Genomic DNA, 12,137 nt, shown 5'->3' with positions numbered 1-12,137 from the left:
CGGCGTCACGCCGCCCGGCCACTTGCTCTTCGCCGCTCAGCGATAGGGCGCGTCCATCGCGATATTCTGCCCGATTTCGCGCTCCCACCGGTCGCCGTTGGCGAGCAGGCGTTCCTTGTCGTAATAGAGTTCCTCACGCGTCTCGGTGGCGAACTCGAAATTCGGCCCCTCGACGATGGCATCGACCGGACATGCCTCCTGGCAGAAGCCGCAATAGATGCATTTCACCATATCGATGTCGTAGCGCACCGTGCGCCGCGTGCCGTCATTGCGGCGCGGGCCGGCCTCGATGGTGATCGCCTGGGCGGGACAGATCGCCTCGCACAGCTTGCAGGCAATGCAGCGTTCCTCGCCGTTGGGATAACGGCGCAGCGCATGCTCGCCGCGAAAGCGCGGGCTCACCGGCCCCTTCTCGAAGGGATAGTTGACCGTCGACTTCTGGGCGAAGAAGTAGCGCATCGTCAGAAAGAACGCAGCCACGAACTCCTTCAGGAAGACGGCATTGAAAGCCTGAGCAACAGAACCCATTTCAAATTCTCCAATCCGGCGCTTCGAAAAGCGCCATCAATCAGCCCACCCAGCCGGTCAGTTTAACAACGAAGGCGACGATGACGACCATGGCGAGCGACAGCGGAAGGAAGACCTTCCAGCCAAGCCGCATCAGCTGGTCGTAGCGGTAGCGCGGCACGAATGCCTTGACCATGCCGAACATGAAGAAGCAGAGGCAGACCTTGATCAGGAACCAGATGACGCCCGGGATCCAGTTCAGCACCGCGACATCGATGATCGGCAGCCAGCCGCCGAGGAACAGCGTCGTCGTCAGCGCGCACATCAAGACGATGGCCGCGTATTCGCCGAGCATGAACATCATGTACGGCGTTGAGCCATATTCCACCATGAAGCCGGCAACCAGTTCCGATTCGGCTTCGGGAAGGTCGAAGGGCGGACGGTTGGTTTCGGCGAGCGCCGAGATGAAGAACACGATGAACATCGGGAACAGCGCCAGCCAGTTCCAGTCGAGGAACGAGTTCGGCAGGCCGAGCATGGTGCCGAGACCGGTCTGCTGGGCAAAGACGATGTCCGAAAGGTTCAGCGAGCCGACCGTCAAAAGAACGGTGACGATGACGAGGCCGATCGAGACTTCGTAGGACACCATCTGCGCCGCCGAACGCAGCGAACCGAGGAAGGCGTATTTCGAGTTCGACGCCCAGCCGCCCATGATCACGCCGTAGACCTCAAGCGAGGAAATGGCAAAGATATAAAGAATGCCGATATTGATGTTGGCGATCACCCAGCCGTCCGCAACCGGCATCACCGCCCAGGTGGCGAGCGCCAGCGTTACCGAGATCAGCGGCGCCAGAAGAAACACCACCTTGTCGGCGCTCGCAGGGATGATCGGTTCCTTCAGCACGAACTTGAACAGGTCGGCGAAGGACTGCATCAGACCGAAGGGACCAACCACGTTCGGGCCGCGACGCATCTGCACGGCCGCCCAGATCTTGCGGTCGGCCAGCAGGATGAAGGCGATGCCGATAAGAAGCAGGACCAGAAGCAGCAGCGACTGACCGACCATGATCAGTCCGGGCCAGAGATAGGTTGAGACAAAAGAATCCATTGTTCGGTCCTTATTCCGCCGCTGCCTTGAAATTGTTGCGCGCCAGCGCCGAGCATTCGGCCATCACGGCGGACGCCCGGGCAATCGGGTTGGTCAGGTAGAAATCGGTGATCGGCGAGACGAAACCGGCTTCCGCGAGATCCCCACCCTTCGACGCCGCCGTTTCGACGGCCTTGATATCAGCGTCAGCGACCGCGTCAAGCGCGGCGAGATGCGGATATTCGCCGTAAAGCGCGGCCCGCAGCGCCATCAGCGAGTCGTAAGGCAGCGTCTTGCCGAGAATGCCGGAAAGCGCCCGGAGCACAGCCCAGTCCTCGCGCGCGTCGCCCGGCGCGAAGCCTGCGCGGTTGGTCATCTGCACGCGGCCCTCGGTATTGACATAGGTGCCCGATTTTTCCGTGTAGGTTGCCGCCGGCAGAACCACATCGGCGTTCATCGCGCCGGCATCGCCGTGCGAACCGATATAGACGGTGAAGCCGGCCTTCTTGGCGGAGAAATCAAGTTCGTCCGCGCCGAGCAAAAAGAGCACATCCGTATCGCCGAGCATCTCGGCGGCGGTCTTGCCGCCCTCGCCCGGCACGAAGCCGATGTCGAGACCGCCGACGCGCGATGCCGCGGTGTGCAGCACGGCAAAGCCGTTCCAGTCCTCGCTCACCGCGCCGACATCGCCGGCAAGCTGCGCGGCCCTGGCCAGCACGGCCGCGCCGTCCTCGCGCGTCAGAGCGCCCTGCCCGACCATGATGATCGGACGTTCGGCCTTCTTCAGCACATCGAGGAAACCGAGCGAACCGGAGGCGAGATCGGCAAGCGTCTGGGGGCCGGCGCCGAGATATTCGTAATCGTAGCGCAGGTCCGCCTGCTCGCCGATCACGGCGATCGGGAAATTGGCCTTGCGGAAGCGCTTGCGGATGCGCGCATTCAGCACCGAGGCCTCAAACCGCGGATTGGCGCCGATGATCAGAAGAGCGTCAGCCCTTTCAATGCCTTCGATCGTCGGGTTGAAGAGATAGCTTGCGCGGCCGTTTGCCGGATCAAGCTTCGTCCCATCCTGACGACAGTCGATATTGGCCGAGCCGAGCGCGCTCATCAGACCTTTGAGCGCGTACATTTCCTCAACCGTGGCCAGATCGCCGGCAATCGCGCCGATCCGGTCGCCGGAAACGCCGTCGACCGCGGACCTGATCGCGGCGAAGGCATCATTCCAGTTCGACGCCTGAAGGCGGCCGTTGACTCGGATATAGGGCTTGTCGATGCGCTGGGTGCGCAGACCGTCCCAGATGAAGCGGGTCTTGTCGGAGATCCACTCCTCGTTCACCTCTTCATTGACGCGCGGCATGATGCGCATCACTTCGCGACCGCGCGTATCGACGCGGATGGCCGAACCGACGGCATCCATGACGTCAATCGATTCGGTTTTGTTCAATTCCCACGGACGGGCGGTGAAGGCGAAGGGCTTGGAGGTCAGCGCGCCGACCGGGCAAAGGTCAACGACATTGCCCTGCAGTTCCGACGTCATCGCCTGTTCCAGATAGGTGGTGATCTCGGCGTCCTCGCCGCGGCCGATCAGACCGAGTTCGGAAATACCGGCCACTTCCGTGGTGAAGCGGACGCAGCGCGTGCAGTGGATGCAGCGGTTCATCACCGTCTTCACCAGCGGACCGATATACTTGTCCTCGACGGCGCGCTTGTCTTCCTGGTAGCGCGACGCGTCGATGCCGAAGGCCATGGCCTGGTCCTGCAGGTCGCATTCGCCGCCCTGGTCGCAGATCGGGCAGTCGAGCGGATGGTTGATGAGCAGGAACTCCATCACCCCTTCGCGCGCCTTCTTGACCATGGGCGTCTTGGTATAGATCTCCGGCAGCGAGCCGTCCGGGCCGCCGCGAATATCCTTGACCCCCATGGCGCAGGAGGCCGCCGGCTTCGGCGGTCCGCCCTTCACCTGAATGAGGCACATGCGGCAATTGCCGGCAATCGACAGCCGCTCGTGAAAGCAGAAGCGCGGGATTTCGGCGCCCGCCGACTCAGCCGCCTGCAACAGCGTGTAGTGGTCGGGAACCTCGATTTCCTTGCCGTCTACAATCAGATTTACCATATCCGTTTTTCCCGCTTCGCCGATGATCCGAAAGAGACCGCCGGCATTCCGTTCTCGATTGCGTACGCCCGCTCCGGGTTCCGCCTCAAGCCTTGTGTTCTTTCCACAGCGCAAGCATCGCGCCGACATCGATGCCGTCGATCGTCATGCCGTGCAACCGGCATTCGCTGATCGCGACACCCGAGAGGTTGGCATCCGTCACCGTCATGCCGGACAGGTTTGCGTCCGTCACCACCATGCCGGAAAAGTTGGCGTTGCTCACCTTCCAGCCCGACATGTTCACGTTGTGAAACTTCGAACCAGACAGATCGACATCATCAAACGCCGAGCCCGCCAGGCAGCTCTTGCTGGCATCGATGCGATCAACCTGGTCATGGAACTTCATCGGTCTACTCCGCCGCTTCCATCACCGCGCCTTCCGACGTGGCGTTGGCCGTGTACTGGTCGATCCGCTTTTCGATTTCCGGACGGAAATTGCGGATGAGGCCCTGGATCGGCCACGCGGCGGCGTCGCCGAGCGCGCAGATCGTGTGGCCTTCCACCTGTTTGGTGACTTCGAACAGCATATCGATCTCGCGCTTCTGCGCCTTGCCGACCACCATGCGTTCCATCACCCGCCACATCCAGCCGGTGCCCTCGCGGCACGGCGTGCACTGGCCGCAGCTTTCATGCTTGAAGAATTCGGCAAGCCTTGCGATCGCCTTGATGATGTCGGTGGACTTGTCCATGACAATCGCGCCGCCGGTCCCGAAGGAGGACTTCACCTCGCGCAGGCCGTCGAAGTCCATCTGCACGTCGATCATGTCCTCGCCCTTGACCACCGGGCAGGACGCGCCGCCGGGGATCACGGCAAGCAGGTTGCTCCAGCCGCCGCGAATACCGCCGCAATGCTTTTCGATCAGCTCGCGGAAGGTGATGCCGAGGCTTTCCTCGACCACGCAGGGCCGGTTCACATGGCCGGAGACCATGAACACCTTGGTGCCGACATTGTTGGGACGGCCGAAGGAGGAGAACCAGCTCGCGCCGCGCCTGAGGATCGTCGGCGCAACCGCGATCGATTCGACGTTGTTCACGGTGGTCGGAAGACCATAAAGGCCCATATTGGCCGGGAACGGCGGCTTCAGCCGGGGCTGGCCCTTCTTGCCCTCAAGGCTTTCCAGAAGCGCCGTCTCCTCGCCGCAGATGTAGGCGCCGGCGCCGTGGTGGACGATCACGTCCATGTCCCAGCCGCATTTGTTGTTCTTTCCGAGCAGGCCGGCCTCGTAGCACTCGTCGATCGCCGCCTGCAGAGCCTCACGCTCGCGCATGAACTCGCCGCGAATGTAGATATAGGCCGTATGCGCGCCCATTCCGACGCCCGCCAGCAGGCAGCCCTCGATCAGGTGATGCGGATCATGCCGCATGATCTCGCGGTCCTTGCAGGTACCGGGCTCGGATTCGTCAGCATTCACAACAAGATAATGCGTCCGGTCATCCTTGGGCATGAACGACCATTTGAGCCCGGTCGGAAAGCCCGCGCCGCCGCGGCCGCGAAGACCCGAATCCTTCATCTCCTGGACGATCCAGTCGCGGCCCTTGTCAACAATCGCCTTGGTATTGTCCCACGAGCCACGCGCCATCGCGCCCTTCAGCGACTTGTCGCGATGGCCGTAGAGGTTGGTGAAGATGCGGTCCTTGTCTTTTAACATGCTTCACTCCTAGCGCGCTGTTCTGCCGAACACTTTTTCATATTCCTCGATGCCGCCCTTGGCCAGCACGCCCGCCTGGCGCTGCCACTCGTCGCGCTCGAGGCGGCCGCCGAGCTTCAGCGAGGCATTGACCCAGGCGCATTCGCCCGGCGTCCATGCGGCGATCTGTTCGAACTTGTAGATGCCGATATCGTTCAGAAGCTTCTCGATCTTCGGGCCGACGCCCGAAATCATCTTCAGATCGTCCGGGTCTTCCGGTTTCCGATCGGCAGCCGGCGGCCGGTCGCCTTCGGCGCCGTCGAGCGCTTCCGGCGAACCGGCGCCCTCGTCGGTCTCGTCGTCAGCGCTGGCATCGTCGTCATCATCATCCGTGAGCGAGGTGAACCCGCCCTCGGGCGCGGAAAACCAGCGGTCGATCTGCGGTCCGGGCTTGATCTCGTCTCCACGGCCGGCCTCGAAGGCATCGATGATTTCTTCCAGACGCTCCGGCGTCAGGTCCTCATAGGCATCCTTGAAGATCATCACCATCGGCGCATTGGCGCAGGCGCCCTGGCACTCGACCTCTTCCCAGGACAGCGTGCCATCGGCATTCGGCTCAAGGGCTTCGGGACCGATCTTCTTCTTGCAGACATTGATCAGGTCGCCGGCGCCGCGCAGCATGCACGGCGTGGTGCCGCAGACCTGGATATGCGCCCTGGTGCCGACCGGCTTCAGCTGGAACTGGGTATAGAAGGTCGCGACCTCGAGCACCCGGATCAACGGCATGGAAAGCATGTCGGCGACCTTCTCGATCGCGGCACGCGTCACCCAGCCTTCCTGTTCCTGCGCCCGCATCAGAAGCGGGATCACGGCGGACTGCTGGCGACCTTCGGGATATTTCTTGATCGTGGCTTCGGCCCAGCGGGCATTTTCGTCTGAAAACGCGAAAGCGGCGGGCTGGACATTCTCATCGGCTAGTCGACGAACGGACATGCTCTCTTATACCTCTTCGGAGGTTCTGTTCACAACTCTTGCATATCCCATGTTCTGGCACCGGCCTTCAACCGGTCCGGGACAGCAAAAAGCGTTTCTTGACATTGCAAGGGCGTCAGCGATCACCGGTCCACCTCACCGAACACGATGTCGAGCGTCCCGATGATGGCGGTGACGTCGGCAAGCTGATGGCCCTTCGACATGAAGTCCATCGCCGAAAGATGGGCAAAGCCCGGGGCGCGGATCTTGCAGCGATAGGGCTTGTTGGTGCCGTCGGAAACGAGGTAGACGCCGAACTCGCCCTTGGGCGCCTCGACGGCGGCATAAACCTCGCCTTCCGGCACGTGATAACCCTCGGTATAGAGCTTGAAGTGGTGGATCAGCGCTTCCATCGAACGCTTCATCTGCGCCCGCTTCGGCGGCACGACCTTGCCGTCCATCGAATTGAACGGGCCGGTCTTGGCATCGCCGAGCAGCCGTTCGACGCACTGCTTCATGATCTTCACCGATTCGCGCATCTCGTTGATGCGCAGCACCCAGCGGTCATAGCAGTCGCCGTTCTTGCCGATGACCACGTCGAAATCAAGATCGGAATAGCATTCATAGGGCTGCGCCCGGCGCAGGTCCCAGGCAGCGCCCGAACCGCGCACCATCGGGCCGGAAAAGCCCCAGGCGAACGCATCCTCGAGCGTGATATTGCCGATATCGACATTGCGCTGCTTGAAGATACGGTTGCCCGCCAGCAGCGCCTCGATATCGTTGAGCTTTGCCGGGAACTGCTCGCACCACTTGCCGATATCCTCGACCAGTTCGGGCGGCAGGTCCTGATGCACGCCGCCAGGCCGGAAATAGGCCGCATGCATGCGCGCGCCGCAGGCCCGCTCATAGAACACCATGAGCTTTTCGCGCTCCTCGAAGCCCCAGAGCGGCGGGGTGAGCGCCCCGACGTCCATGGCGGCGGTGGTGCAGTTCAGAAGGTGGTTCAGCACGCGGCCGATTTCCGAAAACAGCACGCGGATGAGCTGGCCGCGAATCGGGATCTCGACCTCCAGCAGCTTTTCCACGGCCAGCGCGAAAGCGTGCTCCTGGTTCATCGGCGCCACATAATCGAGCCGGTCGAAATAGGGCACGGCCTGAAGATAGGTCTTGGTCTCGATCAGCTTCTCGGTTCCGCGGTGAAGCAGGCCGATATGCGGGTCGACGCGCTCGACGATCTCGCCGTCCAGCTCCAGCACCAGACGCAGCACGCCGTGCGCGGACGGATGCTCCGGGCCGAAGTTGATCGTGAAATTGCGGACATTATGTTCAGTCATGCCGATGGATCCTGTTGTGCAGCGTAAGCCGCGAAGAATTCTGCGGACGTCATCTTCTTCGTATCGTTGGCGAAGGCGTAATTGTCCGGCTTCTCGTCAACGAATATCTCGCTGGTGAAGCGGAAAAGACCGGGCTGATCGAAGGCCTGCGCGGAGACGACCACGTCCGAACCGTCCTGCATGCGCCAGAACAGCGTCGAGCCGCAGGTCTTGCAGAAAACGCGCTCGCCATAGTCCGAAGACTTGTAGACGCCGAACATATCCTCGTTTTCGACCTCGACGGTCGCGCCGCAATCGACGCCGAGGAAACCGGCCCCGCCGCTCCAGCGACGGCAGAGGCTGCAATGGCAGACCCCCATCTCGTCGCTTGCGGGAGTCGCGGCGAAACGAACCGCTCCGCAGATACAGCCGCCGGAAAGACGTTCAGCCATCACGCCCTCCTCAGCTCGCCTTCTCGTCACCGGGCAGGACGTATTCGGGTCCTTCCCAGGGGCTCAGGAAATCGAAGCTGCGGAACTCCTGGCGAAGCTCGACGGGCTCATAGATCACGCGCTTGGCTTCCTCGTCATAGCGCAGCTCCACAAAGCCGGTGGTCGGAAAATCCTTGCGCAGCGGATGGCCCTCGAAACCGTAGTCCGTCAGGATGCGGCGCAGGTCCGGATGGCCGGAAAAGGGAATGCCGTACATGTCCCAGGTCTCGCGCTCGAACCAGTCGGCGCCGGGGAAGATGGACGTGATCGAGGGAACGACTTCGTCTTCGTCCACCGCCACCTTGATGCGGATGCGCATGTTCTGGGTCGGCGACAGGAGATGGTAGACGACATCGAAGCGCTGCGCCCTGCCCGGCCAGTCGACGCCGCAGACATCGATGATGTTGACGAACGCGCACTGGCCGTCATCGCGCAGGAATTTCGCGACCTCGACGATCGCCTGCGGCGTGGTGAAAACGGTCAGTTCGCCGTGGGCGATGCGGATATCGCGCACGCCTTCGCAGGCTTCGCGGATATGGGCGCCGAGATCGTTCAAAGCTTCACTCATCATTCTCTCCCGCCGCTATCGCTCGATCGTCCCGGTGCGCCGGATCTTCTTCTGCAGCAGAAGAACGCCGTAAAGCAGCGCCTCGGCCGTGGGCGGACAGCCCGGCACGTAAATATCGACGGGAACGACTCGGTCGCAGCCGCGAACAACGGAATAGGAATAGTGATAATAGCCGCCGCCATTGGCGCAGGAGCCCATGGAGATGACATAGCGCGGCTCGGGCATCTGGTCGTAGACCTTGCGCAGCGCCGGCGCCATCTTGTTGGTCAGCGTGCCGGCAACGATCATCACGTCGGACTGGCGCGGCGAGGCGCGCGGCGCAAAGCCGAAACGCTCGCAGTCATAGCGCGGCATCGACATCTGCATCATTTCGACGGCGCAGCAGGCAAGGCCGAACTGCATCCACATCAGCGAGCCGGTGCGCGCCCAGGTGATCAGCTGCGCCGACGAGGTGACGAGGAATCCCTTGTCGGCAAGTTCGTTGTTGATTTCACCGAAAAAGCGGTCGTCAGCGCCGACCGGCTTGTTCGTCATCGGATCGACCACGCCCTTGGGAACCGGCGCGACCAGCGTTTCGTCCTGGCTCACTCCCATTCGAGTGCTCCTTTTTTCCATTCATAGATGAAGCCGATCGTCAGCACGCCGAGGAACACCATCATCGACCAGAAGCCGAACCAGCCGATATCGCCGAAAGATGCTGCCCAGGGAAACAGGAAGGCCACTTCGAGATCGAAGATGATGAACAGGATCGCGACAAGATAGAAGCGGATATCGAACTTCATGCGCGCGTCATCGAATGCGTTGAAGCCGCATTCGTAGGCCGAAAGCTTTTCCGCATCGGGCGCCTTGAAGGCCAGCGCGAAGGGCGCGACCATCAGGGCGAGCCCGATGATGAGACAGATTGCGATAAAGATGACGATCGGAACGTAGGAACTGAGGACTTCAGCCATAAAAACACCCTTGCCGTTTGGTGGCGCCCGGGTCAGCGCACCCGCAGGATAAACCGCGAGACCGAAAATTGATAGATGTCGGGGTTGTGGTTAGCGCAGCCGACGCGCTCGCGCAAGCCATTGCGACTTCATTTCATGGCGCTGCAACAATCTTTCGGGAACGGAATGCGGCGGTTTTGCGTCGCCTGCGGCCTTTCGAACGGGGTGCGGCAATTTGCTGCGCTCTCGGAGGGAGGGCCGGCTGCCGCCATGACGGTCCGCAAGTCCGCCGGCAAAGTCAGGCTGGGCGATTTCCGTCGGTGCCGGAATCGACGCCTGCCGGCAAATGCAATGGGCGAACCGCGCGCGACCGATCACATGGACTGAACCGCAGCGCAACAAAGGATGAAAAACGTGAAGGAGAAGAAAAAATGGCGCGAGTGACGGGGCTCGAACCCGCGACCTCCGGCGTGACAGGCCGGCACTCTAACCAGCTGAGCTACACCCGCGCATTTGGCCGTTTCAGGGGCAAGCGCTTGTTTTCGCGAGCGCTTGTCTGTCTGGCGTGAGCGGCTGTTTAAGGGGGTCGCCTGCCACTGTCAAGCGACATATCTCGCATTTCTGTTTTTTTTGCGCGCCCCTTGCGGGAAGGCCCGGAAAACCGGCAAAACCGTCATCGGAAAAATCGCCGGTCGCCATCCTGTCAAGCGGCGTTCGACGGCGCTTTCTTCTCTCCCGCGCACGAATCCGCCGGGAGCGATTCATGCGCCTGCCGCCTCGGCATGCTCCGGCCACCGGGTTTTTGAAAAAAAATGCAAATTCGGCGAAAACCCTCTTGCGATTTTCCTCCTATCCGCCTATTTCACGCACCACCAACACGGGCGGGCGATTAGCTCAGTTGGTAGAGCGCCTCGTTTACACCGAGGATGTCGGGAGTTCGAGCCTCTCATCGCCCACCATCCCCTTTTTAGGGCACTGTTTTCCCATCATAATTTCCTCAATCTGTCTCATCGGCGTTTTTCGCTTTTGAAAGTGAGACATTCCTGTTCCTGAAGCGTTCGACACGCTCGAAGGCATTTCGGGAGAGACGGCGCTTTTCAGCTTCGCGAATGTAGATCTGTGCCGTGCTGAGATTGCGCCATCCGAAGGCAGCACAAAGCTCCGGCGCTGACACTTCGCTTTCAGCCATGATCACGGCAGCAGCCTTGCGAAGCCCATGGGCGCTGCAACGCTTCAGCCCGGCTTGATTGCACCATTCGCGCATCTTGTTGCCGAGACCTTCCTTCACGAATGGCTTGCCGAAGCTGGTCACCAGATAGGCCAGATCGCCCGTCTCTGTGCGTTCGAGCGCCTTGATAAGGTCAGAGGTCATCGGCACCTCGATCAGCACCGGAAAGCGGTCACGGTTCTTTTCAGCGGTGAACTTCAGCCATCGCCGACCGTTGATCATGGTTTCGTGCTGGCGGCCGAGTCGGCATGCGTCGGAGATCCGCGCGCCGACATTGATCATGATTTCCATCGCCAGTCGCGGCTTGCTGCCGAGCGGATGAAAGGCGCGGAACCGGTCAACTTCTTCCGGCGTCCATGTGTGGAAGCCTTCCGACTTATTGTTGATCTTGCCGACACGCGCCGCCGGGTTTTCCACGGCAAGCTTTTCGTCAATCGCCCAGTTATAGAGTGCGCGCATCACCTTCACGAGCTTGTCAGCTGCACCGGGTGTTTCGCGGCGCTTGAACTGGCTGGCCTCCATGTCCTTCTTGCGGAACTTCTTGTAGGGCAGCGCACCGGCCGTTTCGCAGAACCGCAACAACACACTGCGCTTGTCGCGCCGGGTGGCCTCATTGAGCCGCTGGAAGCGCTGCGAGCGAAAATACTGATCGACCAGCCAGTCGAAGGTTTCTTCGCGCGGCGCTTCTTTTTTCGGTTCAGCCATACCATTAAGGACGGCCAGAGCCGCCCAATACTCAGCCATGAATTCCGGTGTGATGTTCCCCTGATCATCCTTATACGCCGCCTTGATCCGCACTTTTGGCTTACCAACTTGGCGCACGTAATAGCGCGGGTTTCCGCGCCGATCAGGATCAAACACACAGTAGCGCAATCGGGTTTTCATCAGGCCACCATCCCATCAAAGGGATTCTCATCATCGTCCTGGCTTTCGCCATCTTCAGAAAGACGGCTCCAAGCCGCCCTCACCTTCTCAGTGTCCCAAAGCATCACACCGCCGATCTTGCGCCCCCTCGGCATGCGTCCATCAGAAACCCATGCCTTGAAAAGCGAAGTCGAGATTGCCAGCGATGCCGCTGCCTCTTCTGCCCGTAACGCAAAACGGGGGATCGTCACTTCCCGCAAACTGCTACCTGCCATCTTATTCTTTCCTCGTTTTTCGATCTCAGCCTCCCCCCGCGATGAGCGAACACGGGGAGAGGCCTTTGCAGCGGCGGACCAAGGAGAACGCCGCTAACCAGTCACCTGCGCTTGACTGGCGTT

13 protein-coding genes and 2 tRNA genes are annotated in these 12,137 nt (G+C 61.2%); 1 reads left to right on the top strand and 14 read right to left on the bottom strand.

Going from position 1 to position 12,137, the window contains the following annotated elements:
- Window positions 1-36: 36 nt before the first annotated feature.
- The 12 genes from nuoI to AZF01_RS06140 all read right to left on the bottom strand — a co-directional run bounded on the left by nuoI (window position 37) and on the right by AZF01_RS06140 (window position 10,156).
- Entirely contained in the window at window positions 37-528 is a 492-nt protein-coding gene (gene nuoI, locus AZF01_RS06200) for an NADH-quinone oxidoreductase subunit NuoI (protein ID WP_024707015.1), read from the bottom strand.
- A 40-nt stretch (window positions 529-568) separates the two neighbouring features.
- Window positions 569-1,615 carry an NADH-quinone oxidoreductase subunit NuoH gene (gene nuoH, locus AZF01_RS06195; protein ID WP_024707016.1) on the bottom strand — a complete coding sequence of 349 codons (1,047 nt, stop codon included), beginning with the start codon at window positions 1,613-1,615 and terminating at the stop codon, window positions 569-571.
- Window positions 1,616-1,625: 10 nt separating this feature from the next.
- A complete protein-coding gene (nuoG, locus tag AZF01_RS06190) occupies window positions 1,626-3,707 on the bottom strand; it encodes an NADH-quinone oxidoreductase subunit NuoG (RefSeq protein ID WP_024707017.1) in 2,082 nt (693 codons plus the stop codon).
- 85 nt (window positions 3,708-3,792) lie between these two features.
- A complete protein-coding gene (locus AZF01_RS06185) occupies window positions 3,793-4,092 on the bottom strand; it encodes a pentapeptide repeat-containing protein (RefSeq protein WP_024707018.1) in 300 nt (99 codons plus the stop codon).
- Between the two features lie 4 nt (window positions 4,093-4,096).
- Entirely contained in the window at window positions 4,097-5,395 is a 1,299-nt protein-coding gene (gene nuoF / locus AZF01_RS06180) for an NADH-quinone oxidoreductase subunit NuoF (protein ID WP_024707019.1), read from the bottom strand.
- Between the two features lie 9 nt (window positions 5,396-5,404).
- Complete coding sequence (nuoE, locus tag AZF01_RS06175; RefSeq protein WP_024707020.1) at window positions 5,405-6,367, bottom strand: NADH-quinone oxidoreductase subunit NuoE; 963 nt, start codon at window positions 6,365-6,367, stop codon at window positions 5,405-5,407.
- Between the two features lie 122 nt (window positions 6,368-6,489).
- Window positions 6,490-7,680: an NADH-quinone oxidoreductase subunit D gene (locus tag AZF01_RS06170; protein WP_024707021.1), complete on the bottom strand. Its 1,191-nt coding sequence runs from the start codon at window positions 7,678-7,680 to the stop codon at window positions 6,490-6,492.
- Window positions 7,677-8,111 carry a GFA family protein gene (locus AZF01_RS06165; RefSeq protein WP_024707022.1) on the bottom strand — a complete coding sequence of 145 codons (435 nt, stop codon included), beginning with the start codon at window positions 8,109-8,111 and terminating at the stop codon, window positions 7,677-7,679. The genes AZF01_RS06170 and AZF01_RS06165 overlap by 4 nt, the downstream gene beginning before the upstream one ends.
- 10 nt (window positions 8,112-8,121) lie before the next feature.
- The gene (locus tag AZF01_RS06160; protein ID WP_024707023.1) at window positions 8,122-8,718 is read right to left on the bottom strand and encodes an NADH-quinone oxidoreductase subunit C; all 597 of its coding nucleotides are present in this window, start codon (window positions 8,716-8,718) and stop codon (window positions 8,122-8,124) included.
- Window positions 8,719-8,733: 15 nt separating this feature from the next.
- Window positions 8,734-9,312 carry an NADH-quinone oxidoreductase subunit B family protein gene (locus AZF01_RS06155; RefSeq protein ID WP_024707024.1) on the bottom strand — a complete coding sequence of 193 codons (579 nt, stop codon included), beginning with the start codon at window positions 9,310-9,312 and terminating at the stop codon, window positions 8,734-8,736.
- Window positions 9,303-9,668 carry an NADH-quinone oxidoreductase subunit A gene (locus AZF01_RS06150; protein ID WP_024707025.1) on the bottom strand — a complete coding sequence of 122 codons (366 nt, stop codon included), beginning with the start codon at window positions 9,666-9,668 and terminating at the stop codon, window positions 9,303-9,305. The genes AZF01_RS06155 and AZF01_RS06150 overlap by 10 nt, the downstream gene beginning before the upstream one ends.
- Window positions 9,669-10,079: 411 nt before the next feature.
- A tRNA-Asp gene (locus AZF01_RS06140) sits at window positions 10,080-10,156 on the bottom strand.
- Window positions 10,157-10,530: 374 nt separating this feature from the next.
- Between AZF01_RS06140 and AZF01_RS06135 the strand changes: the two genes are divergently transcribed.
- Window positions 10,531-10,606, top strand: a tRNA-Val gene (locus AZF01_RS06135).
- Between the two features lie 38 nt (window positions 10,607-10,644).
- Here AZF01_RS06135 and AZF01_RS06130 read toward each other — a convergent pair.
- Both AZF01_RS06130 and AZF01_RS23860 read right to left on the bottom strand, forming a co-directional pair.
- Window positions 10,645-11,760 (bottom strand): tyrosine-type recombinase/integrase, encoded by a 1,116-nt coding sequence (locus tag AZF01_RS06130; protein ID WP_244435475.1) that lies wholly within the window; start codon window positions 11,758-11,760, stop codon window positions 10,645-10,647.
- Window positions 11,760-12,014 (bottom strand): hypothetical protein, encoded by a 255-nt coding sequence (locus tag AZF01_RS23860; protein WP_024705973.1) that lies wholly within the window; start codon window positions 12,012-12,014, stop codon window positions 11,760-11,762. Before AZF01_RS23860 ends, AZF01_RS06130 begins: the two co-directional genes overlap by 1 nt.
- Window positions 12,015-12,137: the final 123 nt, after the last annotated feature.

Source organism: Martelella sp. AD-3, assembly GCF_001578105.1.
Taxonomy (GTDB): Bacteria; Pseudomonadota; Alphaproteobacteria; order Rhizobiales; family Rhizobiaceae; genus Martelella.
The sequence above is the reverse complement of the archived record's forward strand: the minus strand, read 5'-3'. Positions and strand labels throughout refer to the sequence as shown.